The sequence below is a fragment of the Streptomyces sp. NBC_00009 genome (genome assembly GCF_045040855.1).
Lineage (GTDB): Bacteria > Actinomycetota > Actinomycetes > Streptomycetales > Streptomycetaceae > Streptomyces > Streptomyces aureus.
This window is the reverse complement of record NZ_CP108312.1, coordinates 1677858-1694756: the sequence shown is the minus strand read 5'-3', so window position 1 is coordinate 1694756 and position 16899 is coordinate 1677858. Positions and strand designations below refer to the sequence as shown.

Sequence of the window (16899 nt, the reverse complement as noted above, 5' to 3'; positions counted from 1 at the left end):
GGGTGGGCACTTGAGCATCAGGAGTCACAAGCATGCGTGCTTGACCCGGGCGGCCGTCCGTCCGGGGCATTGACGGGGGAAGCTGATACGAGGCGTGCGGACCGGCGCGGCATGACGCGTCCGGAGACCGCCGCGCGCCGCCTTTTGCCACACCTCCCCCTCTGCCGCCTCTTGGTGCCTTTCACCCGGTGCCCGAGAAGGGATAGGAGGGGGAATGCCGACGAATGCCGTGAGCGCCGCGAGGCCGACTTACCCGGGCGTCTACGTCGAAGAACTTCCCAGCAGCACCCGCGCCGTCTCCGCCGTGACCACTTCGGTGACCGCGTTCGTGGGGCACACCCGGCGCGGCCCGCTGAACGAGCCGGTGCGCGTCACCGGATTCGCCGAGTTCGAGCGGCGCTTCGGAGGGCTGAGCGCGCAGAGCCCGCTCGCCTACGCGGTGCACCAGTTCTTCGGCAACGGCGGCTCCGTCGCCGTGATCGTCCGGGTCGCCAAGGCGGGCAGCGGCAAGACCGCCTGCGTCGTCCTGGAGTCCACCGACGGCCGCAGCGAGAGTCGTGTGCTCGAGGTCCACGCCAAGGAACCCGGCGTGTGGGGCAACAGCCTGCGGGTCGCCGTCGACTACGACACGACGTGCCCCGACGAGACCTTCAACCTGCGGGTCCACGACGCCAGGGGCGACGCCCGCGAGAGCTTCACCGGCCTGTCCATGGACGCCGGCAGCGGAACGTACGCGCCCACCGTGATCAACGCCGGGTCGCGCCTCATCCGCGTCGACGCCGTGGGCGAGGGGCGCCCCGACCCGTCCGGCACCGTCTCCAAGCCGTTCGGCCACGAACTGCCCGATCTGGCCGTCGACTTGACGGTGAAGATCGGTGACGTGGAGCGCGAGTTCACGCTCTACGACGCCGACTGCGACGGCGAAGCCCCGTCCTCCGTAGCCGAGTTGGCCCTGCTTCTGGAGCGCAAGCTGCGGGCGCTGCCCGACGCGCCGGGCCGGCACGCCTTCGCGGGTGTCGAGGTCACCGCGTTCGGCCGGCGCATCCAGGTCGTCGCGGGCTCCACCGACCCCGAGGACGTCGTCCGCTTCCTGGGCGAGTGCGCCAACGACCTGGGCCTGGAGGCCTCGGTCAACCCGCCGGTGTTCCCGCTCGAGGGCGGCGAGGACGGCGAGGCCCCCGGCCCGCGCGACCTCATCGGCTCCGAGGCCGACAAGACCGGCATCCAGGCGCTGCGCGGGGTGGCCGACGTCAACCTGCTCTCGCTGCCGGAGCTGGCGTCGTACGAGAAGACCGAGGACGCGCTCACCGTCGTGTCCGCCGCTCAGCGGCTGTGCGAGGAGCGACGGATCTTCCTGCTGGTCGACGCGCCCGCCACCTGGGTGAGCGTGGACTCGGCGCGGGCGGGCCTGTCCGCCTTCGACGCCGTGCGCGGCAACCACGCGGGCCTGTACTTTCCGCACCTGCAGCTCACCGACCCGCTCACCGGGCGGCTGCGCGCCTTCCCGCCGTCCGGCGCGGTCGCCGGCGTCATCGCACGGACCGACTCCGAGCGCGGTGTCTGGAAGGCGCCGGCCGGTACGGAGGCGCAGCTCGTCGGAGTGCGCTCGCTGACCGTCGATCTGACGGACCGTGAGACGGGGCTGCTCAACCCGCTCGGTGTGAACTGCCTGCGCACCTTCCCGCTGGCCGGCCCGCTGGTGTGGGGCGCGCGCACGCTGGAGGGCTCCGACGCCCTCGACAGCGCGTGGAAGTACGTGCCCGTGCGGCGGCTCGCGCTGCATGTGGAGGAGAGCCTCCAACGCGGTTTGCAGTGGGTCGTGTTCGAGCCCAACGACGAGAGCCTGTGGCAGCAGATCCGGCTGTCCGCCTCCTCGTACCTGCACACGCTCTTCCGCCAGGGCGCCTTCAAGGGCAGCACGCCGCGGGAGGCGTACTTCGTCAAGTGCGACAGCGAGACCACGACGGACGAGGACGTGGCGAACGGGATCGTCAACGTGCTCGTCGGTATCGCGCCGGTCCGTCCGGCCGAGTTCGTGGTCGTCAAGATCCAGCAGACGTCCGGGCAGTTCGCTCTCTAGCGGCCCGGGATCCAGGGAGAGCTGAAGGAAATCGATGGCTGAGTTCACGGTCAACGCCCATCGCTTCGACCCGTACAAGAACTTCAAGTTCCTGGTCCTGTGGGACGGACGTACGGTCGCCGGCATCAGCAAGATCAGTCCGCTGAAGCGGACCACGGAGGTCGTCAAGCACCGCCACGGCGGTGACCCCTCCTCCCCGCGCAAGTCGCCGGGGCGCTCGGAGTTCGAGGGCATCACCCTCGAACGCGGGGTGACCCACGACCCCGAGTTCGACCGCTGGGCCAACAAGGTCTGGCAGGTCGGCGCGGGCCTCGGCTCGGAGGTGTCCCTCGCGGACTTCCGCAAGGACCTCGTCATCCAGGTCCTCAACGAGGCGGGCCAGGTCGCCGTCTCGCACAAGCTGTACCGGACCTGGCCCAGCGAGTACCAGGTCCTCGGCGAACTGGACGCCAACGCCAACGCGGTGGCCATCCAGTCGCTGAAGCTCGAGTGCGAGGGCTGGGAGCGGGACTACGAGGTGCCCGAGCCGGAGGAGCCCTCCTTCCTCAACCCGGCCTGAGCGATCGGTAGTTGAAGGGGAGGGGTATGGCGATCACCGGGGCGGCCGAACTGCTGGCTGCCTGGGAGGCGGGCCTCGGCGAGGCTCCGGTCGGGCGTGCGCTGCTGCTGCACCGCACGGCACGACCGGACGTCGGGGCGGAACGGCTGCCGGCACTGCCGGTGGGCGAGCGCGAGGCGGACCTGTTCGCATTGCGCCGGGCGCTGTTCGGCGAGCGGATGCAGGTGCGCCTGGCGTGCGGGGCGTGCGGGGAGGACATGGAGTTCGACCTGGACGCCGGGGAGCTCGCCGGGTCACTGGGCGGGCGCGGCGAGTCGGCCGTGCGGGTGCAACAGGACGGCTGGGACGTCGAGTTCAGGCTGCCCGGTGTCGCCGACCTGACGGCGGCGGCCCGGGCGGCGGACCCGCGTACGGCACTGCTCGCGCGATGCCTGGTCTCGGCGGTGCACGACGGGACGGCGGTGACGGCGGGGGAGTTGCCCGCGCCGGTGCAGCGCCGGATCGTCGAGGCCGTCGAGGCGGCCGACCCCGGCGCCGACCTGGCGCTCAACGTGGCCTGCCCCGAGTGCGGACAGGCCACCCGGGCCGAGCTCGACATCGCCTCCTACCTGTGGACCGAACTGGACGCGTGGGCGCGGGACGTGCTGCTCGACGTCCATCTGCTCGCCACCGCCTACGGCTGGAGCGAGCCGGAGATCCTGGCGCTCAGCCCGACGCGGCGCCGCTACTACCTGGAGCTGTGTGCGGATGTCTGACTCCGAGGCCCCTGGGGGCTCGCCGGACTCCGCCGACTTCTTCGATCGGCTGCTCGCGCGGCACACCGCCCCGCGGCCGGCCGCGGCGCGGGTACGGCCCCGGCTGCCCGGCCCGTTCGAGCGGGTCGAGGCGGTACGGGCCGCCGCACCGGCACCGGACGAGGACGCGCTGCTGTGGCCCGCGGCCACGCCGCCGGCCGTCCCGCTGCCGGATGCGCCGTCGCCGACGGTCGTGGCGGCACGGACGCACACGGAACGGGAGCGGACCGTCGTACACACAGAGCGGGCGGCTGAGCCGCAGGGGCCGCGTCCGGCCGCTTCGGCCCGCGCCGAGGCACCGTCGCTGCGTCCCGCCGCCTCCGTTGCGCCGGCGCCGCGACCGCTGCCCGACACCGGGCGGCGTGCGGCGGTGCGTGCGGAGCGGGACCCGGCACAGACCGCGGCTTCCGTGCCCGTCCCCCCGGGCAGGGGCGCCGCTCCCCACGCCGTGTCGGCGGCGCTGCCCCCCAGCGCCGCCGACCCGGCGGCAACGCGCGACGCCGTACGGCAGGCCGCGGCCCGGCGACCGGCACGCGCCACCGAGCAGGTGGTGCAGGTGCAGATCGGGCGGCTCGAAGTGACGGCGGGCGGGGCGCCCGGCGCCGGACGGTCCCGGACGCCCGCCGCGGGGAGGGCCGGGGCGGCCTTGAGCCTCGCGGAATACCTGGCGCGGGGGCGCGAGTGAACCTCGAACACGGATCAGTACGACGACCAGCAGGCCGAGAGGAACCGAGGAACTGACGCCATGAGCAACGCACTTGCCCTCGCGCATGTCACCCAGGCCCTCGCCCTGCTGCTCGAGTCCAACCTGGGTCCCGAGATCGACATGGCCGTCAAGGTCGAGCCGCGCAAGCCGCCGGCCGACCCGCCGACCGAGCCCACCATCTCCGTGTTCCTCTACCAGGTCACGCCCGACACGTCGCAGCGCAACAACGACCTGCCGACGCGTGCGGCCGACGGCACGCTGGTCAAGCGGCCCGTCGCGGCACTCGACCTGCACTTCCTGATCACCGCGTACGGCGACGAGACGGAGCTGGTCGGGCAGCGGCTGATCGGTTCCGTCGTGCGCGCGCTGCACGAGATACCGGTCCTGCCGAAGGACATCATCGAACTCGCCGGAGAACGGCCGTACTTGGCGGGCAGCAATCTCGCCGAGTCGGCGCAGCGCGTGCGGTTCACGCCGACGGCGATGGACGTCGACGAGACGTCGAAGCTGTGGGGGATGCTCTACCAGACGCCCTACACCCTGTCGGTGGTCTACCAGGCGGCCCTCGTCCTCATCGACGGCCGGGAGACTCCGGTGGCGGGCAAGCCGGTGGAGCGGCCGGAAGTGCGGGTGCTGCCGTTCGGGGCGCCGGGCGCGCCGGTCCCTCCGGGGGCGGAGCCGACTCCTGACGTGACATCAAATGAGCCCTCTCCCCGTGATGTCGTGCAGCAGGAGGCCGAACCCCCGGCCCGCCCGAGCGCCAAGAAGGCAGCCAGGACCCCTGCGAAGGCCGTCGCGAAATCCCCGGCCAAGGCCCCGGCACGCACGCGCAAGACAGCGCCCCGGGCCGCCAAGCCCGCGCAGGAGTGACACGGCATGGAGACGACGGGGGCAGGTGAGGACATGGGGACGTACGAACAGAGTGCGGCGGACGCGGGCCCGGGCGGTGCGACGCTGACCGCGGAGATCCGGCGCGTCCTGGCCCGCGTCGACGCGCATGCGGCACGTGTCACGGAGGAGAGCGGCGGTGCCCCCGGGGCGGGCGGCGGGCGCGAGGGCGCGGCCGCCGAACTCGCCACCGCGCCCGGCGGCCCCGGCACCGCCCCGCTCGACGCCCTCGTCTCCTGCTTCAGCATCACGCCCTTCGAGCGCGACCTCGTACTCCTCGCCGCCGCCCACGAGTTGGAGCCCACGGCCGCCGCCCGATGTGCCGCCGCCTGCGGTGACCCCGAACGGACGTACCCCACCTTCTCGCTCGCGCTGGCCGCGCTGGCCGAGCCGCACTGGAGTGCCCTGACGCCCGTGGCGCCGCTCAGGCGCTGGCGGATCGTCGAGCTGGACGACGAGTCGCGGTTGACGGCCTCCCGGCTGCGCCTCGACGAGCGCATCCTGCACTTCCTGCTGGGCTCGCCCTATCTGGACGCACGCCTGCACGGCCAGTTGCGCCGCACGCCGGCGCCTCAGGAGCTGACGCCGTCGTACGACCTGGCCGCGAGCCGGCTCGCCGAGGGCTGGGCGACGGCGGCGGACTCCGACGCGCCGCTCGTCGAGGTGACCGGGGGCGACCTGCGCAGCCGGGCCGACCTCGCCGCCGCGGCGGCCGCACGCTCGGGACTCGGGCTCTACTCGATGAGCGCCGAGGACGTGCCGTCCGACCCGGTCGAGCGCGACCGGCTCGCCCGGCTGTGGCAGCGTGAGGCGGTTCTGCTGCCCTCGGCGCTGCTCGTCGAGGTGGGCGAACTGGACCGCGACCAACGGGCGGCGACCGAGTCGTTCCTGGCCGGGGCCGCTGTACCGGTGGTGGTGTCGAGCGAGGATCCGCTGCGTTCGGAGCGGTCGTACGGGGCCCGGGTGGTCGTGCCGCGGCTGGACGACGAGGAGCAACTCGGGCTGTGGACCGGCGCGTTCGAGGGGGTGGACCTGGACGAGAGCGAACTCCGCTCCCTGGTCGCCCAGTTCCAGCTGCCGCCGCATGTCGTGCGTTCCGCGGCTGCCGCCGTACACCGCCGGCTGCCGCACGAGGACGAGCTGGACGCCGCCGAACTCGCCTGGCGCGCCGGGCTCGACGAGGCGCGGATCGGCATGGACGAGCTGGGGCGGAGGATCGCGCCGCAGGCCGGCTGGGACGACCTGGTGCTGCACGAGCGGCAGACGAGCGTGCTGCGCGAGATCGTCGCGCATGTGCGACAGCGGGCAACCGTCCACCAGGAGTGGGGGTTTGCGGCCACCCTGCGCCGCGGCCTCGGCGTGACCGCGATGTTCGCGGGCGGCTCCGGCACCGGCAAGACGCTGGCCGCCGAGGTCATGGCGAAGGAACTCGGCCTCGACCTGTTCGTCATCGATCTGTCGCAGGTGGTCAGCAAGTACATCGGCGAGACCGAGAAGAACCTCCGCCGGGTCTTCGACGCCGCCGAACGGGGCGGCGCGCTGCTCCTGTTCGACGAGGCGGACGCGCTGTTCGGCAAGCGCAGCGAGGTCAAGGACAGCCACGACCGGTACGCCAACCTCGAGGTCAGCTATCTGCTGATGAGGATGGAGGCCTACCGGGGCCTGGCCGTCCTCACCACCAACATGAAGAACGCCCTCGACACGGCCTTCCTGCGGCGCATCCGCTTCGTCGTCGACTTCCCCTTCCCGGCAGAGCACGAGCGCGCCGAGATCTGGCGCCGCGTGCTGCCGCCGCAGGCCCCGGTGAAGGACATCGACGCGTCGCTGCTCGCCCAGCTCACCGTCGCCGGCGGTTCGATCCGCAACATCGCCCTGTCCGGCGCCTTCCTGGCCGCCGAGGAGGGCGACCGGCTGCAGATGCGGCACATGCTCGCCGCCGCCCGCACCGAGTACCTGAAGCTGGAGCGCTCGCTGACGCCCACGGAGGTGCGCGGATGGGTGTGAATTTCTCGCGGGACCACTCGCGGAGCCACTCGCGGGACCAACCGCGGGACCGGGAGCCCTCGGCGATCCGCGTGGAGATCGGGCAGCTGGTACTCGACGGCTTCCGGGCGGATCCGGAGCGCGTCTCGGCCGCCTTCGAGAGTGAACTGACCCGGCTGGTACGGCTGCACGGCGTACCCCTGGCGGCGGACGGTCCCCTCGCGGTCGACGCGCTGTCCGGGCTGCCGCCCCTGCCCGCCGGACTGTCCGCGCGACGCCTCGGGCAGGAGCTGGCGCGTGCCGTGCACGAGGGACTGAGCGGTCACGGGGAGGTGAGCCGGTGAGCTCCCAGACCCAGGACGCCCGTTCGGAGCAGACTGCCGAGCAGCGGCGCCGCAAGCGCAAGGAGCGGGCCGCCAAGTCCCGTGCGCCCGAGCCGAAGAACATCGTCAGCGGCGCCGGACAGCCCCTCGATCCCGGTCTGCGACGGGAGTTGGAGGAGCAGCTTGGTCACGATCTCGGCCGGGTACGGCTGCACACCGGTCGGGACGCCGGGCAGCTGACCGAGCTGCTCGGCGCCGACGCGGTCGCGGTCGGCCAGGACGTCTTCTTCCGCGAGGGCGCTTACAGGCCCGGCACCGACGAGGGCCGCCGGCTGCTGACCCACGAGCTGCAGCACACGGTGCAGAACCCGCACGGCCTCGGCGCGCTGCGGGCCGGCCGCGAGCTCGGCGCCGTGAGCCTGCCGCAGCAGGCCATCGAGCGGGAGGCGGAAGCAGCTGCTCAGGCGGTGGTCCAGGAGGAGTCCGCCCCGCAGGTCGAGGAGGGCCAGGCCACGCCGGGCTGGCTGCGCTACGCCACCGTCGACGCCGACCGGATGCGCGCCGAGGCCGTCGACCCGGCGACCCTCGTGGACCGGCTCGCGGGCAACGTGCTGCGCAGTCTGCGGGGCGACCCCACCGACGCCTCCGGCCGAGTGCGGCTCCAACTGGCCCGGATGTCCGAGGAGTTGGAGGACGCGGTTGTTGACCGCCTCGAGAACCGTCTGCTGACACCCGAGTACGACCGGCTCCTGGAGATCGCCGACCAGGCCCGCCCCGGCCCCGTCGAACTCCAGCCGTCCGAGGTGCCGTTGCCGGAGGTCGACCTCTTCGAAGAGCTCGGTGTCGAACGCACCCAGTGGCAGAAGGAGCAGGAGTCGGCCCGCGGATCCGCCGACCAGCATGCCGCCGACACCCGCGAGGAACAGCAGGACGCCAGGACCCGCGACGAGAAGAACGGCAGCGACCGCAGCCGGGCCCGCGCGGACGCCGCCACCGAGGGGCAGGACGCCGCACGACGCACCGAGCAGGAGGACGTACGCAACGCCTCCCGGCAGCAGGCCAAGGAAGAGGAACAGCAGCAGGACGAACAGGGCGCCGCCGACCGCAAACGCACCGACCAGGCCACCGACGAGCGCACCCAAGGGCAGCAGCAGGGCGCCGAACAGGCCAAGGAGGAGCGCAAAGAACAGCGCGAACGCGAGGAGGCCGACCCGCAGCAGGCGAGTGCGCCGGGGGCCGACAAGCGCAAGGAGCGGGACGACCAGACCCAGCCGGGCGCCGGGTCGAGGAACGAGGGGCCGGATCCGAAGCAGAAGGCCCAGCCCGGCCCCGTACGCCCCGAGAAGGTCGACGAACGCGCCGAACAGCCCGACTCCGCGCTGTCCGAGCACGGGCTCAACGAGAAGGACGAGAGCGAGCGCGACCCCCGTGAGGAGGAGCAGCCGCTCGGCCTGGAAGCGGGTGCCGACCGGGAGGTCGTGGGCGGCGAGGTCAAGGAAGGCGAGCGGTCGGCGCCCGGCTCCGACGGCAAGCAGGACCGCGCCACCTCTGCCGAACTGGCGGTCGACGAGATCGCCTTCTCCGAAGACGCGTCACCGCTCTCCGTCGCGGGCGCGCTCGCGATCGTCGAACCCGAGGCGGAACCCGAAGCAGACGGAGCGAAGCCCGATGCCCAACAGGGGCAACCCGCCTGGGACCGGGGTGCCGAGGAACCCGCGATCGCTGACATGCCGGCCGAACAACCGGCGGATCAGGAGGTCGGCCAGGATCCGGAGCAGTCGGAGAAGGAGCAGGCCGAGCCGGAGGCCGAGGGGCAGAAGGACCCCCAGGAGCAGCAGAACCCTGACGAGGGCGCTTCCGAGGCGGGAACACAGAAGAACGCGCCCGGGGCCAAGGGCGAAGAGAGCCGGAGCGACGAGGAAAAGCCCGAGGCCGAAGGCGTCCAGGACGAGGAGAAGCGGCGTACGGCAGAGCAGCCGGCCGAGCGCGGCGACGACCCTGCGGCACGTCAGGCGACGCCTGGCCCGGCCGCGAAGGTGCCAGGATCCACCGAAGACGCGGACGCGACGCCTCCGGCCCCCGCACCGGCCGGCGCCCACAAACCCGCGGGATCTCATACGGCCCCGACGCCCGTCGAGGACCGCGACCCCTCGCCCGCCGCCCGGCGTGGTGCCGAACCGCCCCGGTCCGAGCGCGAGGCGCCGCAGGCCAAGAGCCAAGTGCCCAAGGAGAGCGGGCCCGGCGCCGCGCCGCGCGGACCCGTGGGTGGCGCCGAGAAGACCGGACCGACGACCGCAGCCGGACCCGGTGCCGCTCCGTCCGTCACGCAGGCAGCGGTGAGCCCGGCCGCCGAGCAGAGCGACGGGCCCGGCCAGACTGCGGCGACGGACGCGCCCCGGCCCGAGGCGTCCCTGGAGAAGGACGGCGGCGGCTGCGCGCCCCCCGCGCCCGCACCCGAGAAGGACGAGGGCGGGCAGGGCAGTTGCGGGGGCGGCGGTGGCGAGGCCGCGCCCGAACAGAAGCAGGAGGAACCGCCGGACGTCTCGGGGCAGGACCCCAAGGCCGCCGTGCAGACCGTGAGCAAGCTGGCGCCCGACCAGGCGGCCGCCGCCATGCCCGGGGTCGACAGGGCCGCGGACAAGAAGATCGGCGAGGAGCAGCAGCGGCTCGACGCGGCCCCGCCGACGCGCGAACGTCCTTCGGGGGCGCCGCAGACGCGTTCGGCGCCGCCCGAGGCCGCACCCGAGGCCGCTCAGGTCACCGGCAAGGTGGAACGGATCGGCCCGGAGGACCAGGGCGACAAGCAGAAGGCCAAGGGCGGTGACAAGGCCGAGGGCAAGGAGCCCACCGCCGACGTGCCGCCGCCGGCGGCCCCCGCCGTGCCCGACAAGGGGCTCAGCGAGGCCGAGGCGAAGAACGTCGAGGCGGCGGCCGACGCGGTCCCGACGACCGACCCGGAGCTGGAGAACAAGACGGTGGGCCCGGCGCCCAAGATCCGTCTCGAAGGCGCCAGCGACCCCACCCGCACCGACGACCAGGCCAAGGCGCTCAAGGACAAGCAGGCCGACCTGCAGACGACGGGCCGTGAGGACGCGGCCAAGCCGCTCGGCGAGGACCAGATCTTCCCGAACGCCCCCGCGGAACAGCTCCGCGGCAAGGCCTCCGGCGGTGCGGGCGGCGGCAAGGCGGGTGCGCTGGAGGCCACTCCCGCGCCGAAGGCCGGCGTCGGCGCCGTCGCCAAGCAGGAGAAGGGCACCGAGATCACCGGTGGCGCCGGCAAGGCGCAGGGCGACCTCGATGCCAAGGACAAGGAGCACCAGCAGAGCGAGCAGCAGGCCAAGCAGGACAAACAGACCGAGATCAACAGCGAGGTCGAGCGCAACACCGCGCAGCAGACCGCGGAACGCGGCCGGGTCGCCCAGGAGACGCAGAAGCAGCGCGAGGACTGGCGGGGCGAGCAGGACAAGAAGGTCGAGGACGCGGACAAGCAGTCCGACGACGAGCACGGCAAGAAGAACAAGGAGATCGTCAAGGCCCGCGACGACAAGGACAAGGAGGTCGGCGAGCGCAAGGACAAGGACAACGCCTCGATCGACACCGAGCGCGAGAACGCCGAGAAGGAGGCCCGGAAGAAGAAGGAGGAGAAGAAGCCCTCCGGAGGCCTGTTCGGCTGGATCGCCGACAAGGTCGCCGACTTCTTCAAGGGCCTGCTCGCGGCGGTCACCGCGGTCTTCGACGCGGCCCGCAAGGCGGTCAACGGGATCATCGACCAGTTCAAGGAGTGGGCCAACCAGGCGATCGACTTCGTACGGGACCTGGCCGTCAAGGCGATCAACGCGCTGGCGGACGTCCTGATAGCGATAGGCGACACGCTGCTGGCGGCCTTCCCCGAACTCCGGGACCGCTTCCGCAAGGCGATAGAGGGCCTGCGGGACGCGGCGATCGCGAAGGTCAACCAGCTGGCGGACGGCCTGAAGAAGGCGGTCAACAGCCTGCTGGACGCCCTCGCGGCCGGCCTGAACAAACTGCTGGACGTCCTGGAGGCGGGCGTAAAGGCGGTCATCAAGGCCTACCAGGCGATCATCGTGGGCGCGATCAAGTTCGCGCAGGCGGCGATCGAGGCGCTGGGGAAGTTCGCGGCGCTGGTCGCCGACATCGCGCCCGACCCGGGCGGCTGGATCTCCAAGGCGGGCAGCTCGGCCAAGACCGGGATCACCGACCACCTCTGGGGCGCCATCAAGGTGGCGGTGAAGGGGTGGTTCGACACGAAGGTCGAGGGGATCCTCGGCCTCGGCAAGGCTGTCATCGACGTCCTGGTCAAGGGCTGTGTCTCGATCAAGCAGATCGGCAAGATGGCCTGGGACGCGATCATCGCCTCCCTCCCGATGATGATCGCGACCCTGGTCATCGAGAAGGTCGTCTCGATGATCGTGCCGGCGGCCGGCGCGATCCTTACGATCATCCAGGGCCTGATGGCGGCCTGGTCGACCGTCAGCTCGATCCTCTCGGCGTTCGGAAAGTTCTGGGCCTACCTGAAGGCGGTCAAGGCGGGCCCGGCGGCGTGCCTGTTCGCGGAGGCGGTCGCGGCTGGTGTCGTGGCCCTGCTGGACTTCATCACCAACTTCCTCCTCCAGAAGCTGTCTTCGGCGACCAAGGGCGTCGGCAAGCGCCTCAAGGGCATGGCCCAGAAGATCATGGACGGCCTGAAGAAGACGGGCCAGGGCGCACGCAAGGCAGCCGGCGGAGCCGTGAACCGTGCACGCGGCGCGATGCGGAAGGCCAACCAGGCGCTTCGCGAGCCCGCCGGGCAGACCAGGTCCAAGCCCAAACGGCCGACCGGCGAGGACCAGCGCGCGACGAAACCCGAGCGGCCCGACCAGCGCCCCCAGCAGCAGAGGGACCCCGAGGACCAGCGCGAGCAGGCTCCCCCGCCCGGATCCAAACGGGAGACCACCCCTGATGCCGCCGGTCGCGACCAGAAGCCGGATCGCATTGCCACCGACAAGCCCGCTACGGACGCGGACGCCGGCCCACGGAAGGCGCCGGAGCAGGGCGCAGAGCCAGGAAAGAAGCCCGAGAAGACCACGAACGACCGAGAAGGAGACAACAGGCCGGACAAGAAGACGGAGGAGCCTGGCAAGAGCGAGGCTCCCGCCCGCAAGTCGCCCACACCGAAGATGGCCAAATCGCTTCCCGCGCGTGCCCTCAACCGAGTCAAGCAGGCAGTCAAGTCAGCGCTCAAGAAGACCCGTAACGCAGGGCGCACACTCGGCAGGAAGCTCAAGAAGAGCAAGGTCGGCCGGGCGGTTTCCCGCAGCGCCAAGGCGTTGCGGGACAAGTACCTGGCGAAGATCAGGAATCTGCGTGATCTGCACAGGAAGCAGCAGAAGGAGAACGCCGACAGGCGCGCCGGGAAGGACGACAAGGACAGGGACAATAAGGACAGGGAGGATCAGAAGCAACAACAGAACCCCCCGACTGTGACGGCCGCGTTCTCCATGAGCGGTGAAGGGCACAGGATGGTCCTCAAGCCGGTCGGAAATGATGTCGATGTCCGTATGGCGTCGAATAACCTCATGCCGCTCGGCGATCAGTACACGCAGGCGTACAACAACATGGAATACGTCAAGACCTACATTAATTCGATCGAGAACGAGAGGGTGCGCAATCAATTCAAGGAAGAAATCCTCGACGACGTCATCAGTTTCCAGAAGGACAGCGTAGGAGATTACAAGAAGGCCTTCAAAATGGCCTTCCCCGATCGTTCGCTGGAGCACAGGGCGCCCGACAGGGAAACTGCGGCCCAGGTGGAAGCGAAGGTGGCCGTGCTGCTGGAGAAGCTCCGCGGGATGAACGGGAAGATCAGCGGGTGGGCCCGCAGGACGGGTATCGAGGGTTTCGACAGGGAAGAGTTCGACAAGGTTCTTGCCGAAAAGGGAAAGACTATCTGGGAGCGTGAGTACAAGGCGATCAAGGGAATCATCGACCGCGTACTGAGCAAGGAGGACTACAAGAAAAAGCCGCTGGAGTACGTGGGCAGCTTGAAATGGGGGACGCGTGGTCCGCACAAGGGGCGGACGGCTTTCAATGTGGATGACTTCGACGTGGACCTCTTCGTGGTCCACCCCGAAGAGTGGAAGAGAGTGTATCCCCTCATCAAGCGGCGGTTCCAGGATGAGGTGGACGGTGAAAAGTTCTTCCCGAAGAACGTCGGCGACATCCTTGCCGAACTTGTAGTGAAAGGAGTGGATGTCGGAGGAAGGCTGGCCGATGCCCTGGAGGGACGCCTCAAGGACGACGATGAAATCAGGAACAAGACCGACATCGTATTGCGCTGGGAGTACCCGTAGAAATGCGTGAGATCGAGCAAAAGCCCCTGCGTCTACTCTATTTCTCCATTCGCTCCGATGTCCTGGAGCCGCCCGAGCGCCTGGCCGAACGCCTCGGGGAGATCATGGGTTGCTCATTCCGCGAGGGATACCACCGGGAGGAGACTGCGGCTCTGTGTACCGAGCTGCTCGGCATGGAGGTCTACCTTTACGAGTGGCGCGGCCAGCAGAATCGCCGAATCTACCGCTTTCACGGGAGTCAGGCCAGGGACAGGTTCAGGTCATATGTCGGCAAAGAGGGCATCGAATACGTTCGAATTGATATCAGTGACGCCATTATTGATCTCTTGGAAGCCCATGATGGTGGCGCGTGGTACCGGCCCACTGAAGTCGACATCGATGCGGAGATCGCATATGCCAACCGAATTTTGCGATCCGAATAAGGGTCGAACGGAGAAGACGTGACCCGCTACGCCGACATCCCCAAACCCATCCGCTCCGGAATAGTCGTGGTCGACCCCGACCGCGGCACGCCCCAGCGCGTCATCGTCCTGCAGTTCAACCCGGACACCCTGGAGCGAAGCATCGCCCCCCAGTCCGCCGGTGACAGCGGTGATTCCGGCGCCGGGGGCAATGGCAGCGGAGACAGGAACGAGGCGCTGCGGCTCAAGGGTCCCGCCGAGGAGACCTGGAAGTTCACCGCCGAGATCGACGCGACCGACCAGTTGGAGATCGCGGCGCCCGACGGGATTCATCCGCAGCTCGCCACTCTTGAAATGCTCGTGCAGCCGACCACCGCGCAGCTCCGCGCCGCCAGTCGGCTCGCGCAGAACGGGACCATCGAGATCAGTCCGATCGAGATGCCGTTGACTCTGTTCACGTGGGGGAGCAAGCGGGTTATGCCCGTGCGGCTTACCGAGCTTTCCGTCAATGAGTCCGCGTTTGACGTGAATCTCAATCCGATACGGGCCTCGCTGAGCATAGGGATGAAGATCCTCACCGTCAGTGATCTGCCGGCCGGGCACCGCGGTGCCGATCTGTACATGGCCCACCTCGCCCAGAAGGAGCGGCTCGCCGCCGCCGCGAGGGGCGGGAGTCTCGGGGCCCTCGGGCTGCCGGGTGCCGACGTGCTGAGTGGAAGGGGTTGACGGCCACCGTCATGGCTGACATCGAGTCTTACGAGAGTGCCCTGAGCGCGATACCCGGGGCCCATCCCTATCCGCGGAGCAGTCGGTACCACGACGTCGAGATAGGCATCCACCGGCTGCCCGACGGGACCGAAGTGCGGTACGCCAAGCGCCGGTTGCTGCCCCCTCTCGACGTGCGGGAGACGCAGGAGCATGTCGTCGGCGGCGGCGAGCGACCCGATCTGCTTGCCCAACGCTTCTTCGGCGACCCCGGTCAGTGGTGGCGGATCGCCGACGCCAATCCCGTACTCGATCCGAGGGAGTTGACGGACGAGGCCGGGCGGGTTATCGACGTTCCCGAGCCCGGGGGACATCGGCGTGTCTGAACAGCCTGTCGGGCAGGGCCCCGTCCACATCACGCTCCTCATGGGGCCGAAGCTCGCCCGCCCCGTGCCCGCCGAGGTCACCGAGGCCCTGCTGTCCGCCCAGATCACCGCCACCGCCGGCGAACGCAGCGGGTTCCAGCTGGCCTTCGATCTCACCAAGACCGGCGTCATCAACCAGCGGCTCCTGCCCGAGGGGTTCTTCGATCCCAAGACGCGGCTCATCGTCACCGTCAGTGTCCGGGGAACGCCCGATGTTCTCTTCGACGGGCTCATCGTCCGTCAGGAAGTAGGCGCCAGCAATCAGCCCGGGCACTCCACCCTCACCGTCACCGGCGAGGACCTGACGCTGCTGATGGACCTCGAGGAGCGCACCGCCCGATATCCCAACCTCCCGCCCTCCGAGCGCGTCCTCGACATCCTGCGCCGCTACTCCGACTACGGCATCCGGCCCGACGTCTACGCCGAGAAGATCACCCAGCCCCCGCACCAGGACCTTCGCGTCCATTACCAGACCGGCACCGACCTCCAGTACGTCACCGATCTCGCCCGCGCCAACGGCTATACCTTCTATCTCGACCCCGGGCCCAACCCCGGCCAGTCCTCCGCCCGTTGGGGACCCGAGGTCCGGCTCGGCATCCGGCAGCACGCCCTCAACGTCAACATGGACGCCAATACGACCGTCGATCAGTTGACGTTCGCCTACGACGGGACCGCGCGGGAAGAACCGCAGGCCCGCTGGCAGGACCCGGGAACCCGGCAGTCCACCCTCCTGCCGCAACCGGCGATCAGCCCCTTGCGCCCGCCCCTGGGCCGGCGCCCCACCCCGGCCCTCAAGCGCAAGACCCTCTCCGGCACCGCCAAGCAGCAGCGCGAGCAGGCCGAGGCCGAGCTTCTCGCCCGTGCCGCAGTTTCCGCCGACGTGATCTCCGGATCCGGGTCGCTCGACGTCAACCGGCACGGGTACATCCTGCAGCCCCGCCAGCTGGTGGGCGTGCGTGGCTCCGGGCGGGCGTACGACGGCGACTACTACGTCAAGTCGGTCACGCACAACCTGCGGCCGGGGTCCTTCCAGCAGAACTTCACGCTCTCCAGGGAAGGCCTGGAAGCCCGCAGCGACTACGTCCGGCCGTAAGTGCCGTAAGTCCTCACCGATCAGGAGCAGTTCAGCATGGCGGCACCCAATGATCGCTACCTCGGCAAGTTCCGCGGGCGGGTCGTGGACAACAACGATCCGCTGCGCATCGGCCGTATCACCGTCGAGGTCCCGGACGTCCTCGGTGACGAGGCGTCCACCTGGGCGCTTCCGTGCCTGCCGTTCACCGGGCCCGAGGCCGGGCAGTTCGTGGTGCCGCCGGCGGGGGCGGGGGTGTGGGTGGAGTTCGAGCAGGGAGACCCCAGTTTCCCTGTGTGGACCGGGTGTTGGTACGGCGCCGCCGAGGAGCTGCCGCCCGACGCGCGGCGTGAGCTGGCGGCGAACTCGCCCAGCAAGCCGGTCGTCGTACAGACACCGGCCGCGCACAAGTTTGTCATGAACGACACCGCCGGTGCCGAGCAGGGGATTCTGCTCCAGGCCCAGGGCGGGGCGTATATCCGCATCACCAAGGAAACCGTGGTCATCGCGAACGGCGCAGGCGCCGAAATCCTGCTGCGTGGCGATCAAGTGACCATCAACCAAGGCCAGTTGACCATCCAATCCAAGCGCTAGGACACGGGGGAGAAGAGAA

At 70.2% G+C, this 16899-nt stretch carries 13 protein-coding genes; all 13 read left to right on the top strand.

Features of this window, described 5'->3' with window-relative positions; genetic code table 11:
• The first annotated feature begins 214 nt into the window (after positions 1 to 214).
• The 13 genes from OHA58_RS07540 to OHA58_RS07480 are packed head-to-tail and all read left to right on the top strand — an operon-like array spanning position 215 to position 16880.
• Positions 215 to 2080 (top strand): phage tail sheath family protein, encoded by a 1866-nt coding sequence (locus OHA58_RS07540; RefSeq protein ID WP_405477624.1) that lies wholly within the window; start codon positions 215 to 217, stop codon positions 2078 to 2080.
• A gap of 34 nt (positions 2081 to 2114) precedes the next feature.
• Positions 2115 to 2639 (top strand): phage tail protein, encoded by a 525-nt coding sequence (locus tag OHA58_RS07535; RefSeq protein WP_100591276.1) that lies wholly within the window; start codon positions 2115 to 2117, stop codon positions 2637 to 2639.
• Between the two features lie 26 nt (positions 2640 to 2665).
• Complete coding sequence (locus OHA58_RS07530; RefSeq protein WP_405477620.1) at positions 2666 to 3394, top strand: hypothetical protein; 729 nt, start codon at positions 2666 to 2668, stop codon at positions 3392 to 3394.
• Positions 3387 to 4118, top strand: coding sequence for a hypothetical protein (locus tag OHA58_RS07525; protein WP_405477619.1), 732 nt, complete (start codon positions 3387 to 3389; stop codon positions 4116 to 4118). The genes OHA58_RS07530 and OHA58_RS07525 overlap by 8 nt, the downstream gene beginning before the upstream one ends.
• A gap of 60 nt (positions 4119 to 4178) precedes the next feature.
• A complete protein-coding gene (locus OHA58_RS07520) occupies positions 4179 to 5009 on the top strand; it encodes a Pvc16 family protein (RefSeq protein WP_405477617.1) in 831 nt (276 codons plus the stop codon).
• 33 nt (positions 5010 to 5042) lie between these two features.
• Positions 5043 to 7031, top strand: a complete 1989-nt coding sequence (locus tag OHA58_RS07515; protein WP_405484851.1) for an ATP-binding protein — start codon at positions 5043 to 5045, stop codon at positions 7029 to 7031.
• A complete protein-coding gene (locus tag OHA58_RS07510) occupies positions 7022 to 7354 on the top strand; it encodes a hypothetical protein (protein WP_405477615.1) in 333 nt (110 codons plus the stop codon). Before OHA58_RS07515 ends, OHA58_RS07510 begins: the two co-directional genes overlap by 10 nt.
• The gene (locus OHA58_RS07505) at positions 7351 to 13683 is read left to right on the top strand and encodes a DUF4157 domain-containing protein (protein ID WP_405477613.1); all 6333 of its coding nucleotides are present in this window, start codon (positions 7351 to 7353) and stop codon (positions 13681 to 13683) included. The genes OHA58_RS07510 and OHA58_RS07505 overlap by 4 nt, the downstream gene beginning before the upstream one ends.
• Positions 13684 to 13685: 2 nt before the next feature.
• A complete protein-coding gene (locus OHA58_RS07500; RefSeq protein WP_405477611.1) occupies positions 13686 to 14105 on the top strand; it encodes a hypothetical protein in 420 nt (139 codons plus the stop codon).
• 18 nt (positions 14106 to 14123) lie between these two features.
• Positions 14124 to 14810 (top strand): hypothetical protein, encoded by a 687-nt coding sequence (locus OHA58_RS07495; protein WP_405477610.1) that lies wholly within the window; start codon positions 14124 to 14126, stop codon positions 14808 to 14810.
• A gap of 11 nt (positions 14811 to 14821) precedes the next feature.
• Positions 14822 to 15175 carry a hypothetical protein gene (locus OHA58_RS07490; RefSeq protein ID WP_405477608.1) on the top strand — a complete coding sequence of 118 codons (354 nt, stop codon included), beginning with the start codon at positions 14822 to 14824 and terminating at the stop codon, positions 15173 to 15175.
• Complete coding sequence (locus OHA58_RS07485; RefSeq protein ID WP_405477606.1) at positions 15168 to 16307, top strand: hypothetical protein; 1140 nt, start codon at positions 15168 to 15170, stop codon at positions 16305 to 16307. The genes OHA58_RS07490 and OHA58_RS07485 overlap by 8 nt, the downstream gene beginning before the upstream one ends.
• A 36-nt stretch (positions 16308 to 16343) precedes the next feature.
• Positions 16344 to 16880: a phage baseplate assembly protein V gene (locus OHA58_RS07480; protein ID WP_405477604.1), complete on the top strand. Its 537-nt coding sequence runs from the start codon at positions 16344 to 16346 to the stop codon at positions 16878 to 16880.
• The last annotated feature ends 19 nt before the right edge of the window (positions 16881 to 16899 follow it).

Bases quoted from the DNA above. Each gene is read 5' to 3' on its own strand.
- OHA58_RS07540 (WP_405477624.1), top strand. From the start codon at position 215: ATGCCGACGAATGCCGTGAGCGCCGCGAGGCCGACTTACCCGGGCGTC.
- OHA58_RS07480 (WP_405477604.1), top strand. From the start codon at position 16,344: ATGGCGGCACCCAATGATCGCTACCTCGGCAAGTTCCGCGGGCGGGTC.
- OHA58_RS07515 (WP_405484851.1), top strand. From the start codon at position 5,043: ATGGGGACGTACGAACAGAGTGCGGCGGACGCGGGCCCGGGCGGTGCG.
- OHA58_RS07490 (WP_405477608.1), top strand. From the start codon at position 14,822: ATGGCTGACATCGAGTCTTACGAGAGTGCCCTGAGCGCGATACCCGGG.
- OHA58_RS07535 (WP_100591276.1), top strand. From the start codon at position 2,115: ATGGCTGAGTTCACGGTCAACGCCCATCGCTTCGACCCGTACAAGAAC.
- OHA58_RS07510 (WP_405477615.1), top strand. From the start codon at position 7,022: ATGGGTGTGAATTTCTCGCGGGACCACTCGCGGAGCCACTCGCGGGAC.
- OHA58_RS07520 (WP_405477617.1), top strand. From the start codon at position 4,179: ATGAGCAACGCACTTGCCCTCGCGCATGTCACCCAGGCCCTCGCCCTG.
- OHA58_RS07525 (WP_405477619.1), top strand. From the start codon at position 3,387: ATGTCTGACTCCGAGGCCCCTGGGGGCTCGCCGGACTCCGCCGACTTC.
- OHA58_RS07500 (WP_405477611.1), top strand. From the start codon at position 13,686: ATGCGTGAGATCGAGCAAAAGCCCCTGCGTCTACTCTATTTCTCCATT.
- OHA58_RS07530 (WP_405477620.1), top strand. From the start codon at position 2,666: ATGGCGATCACCGGGGCGGCCGAACTGCTGGCTGCCTGGGAGGCGGGC.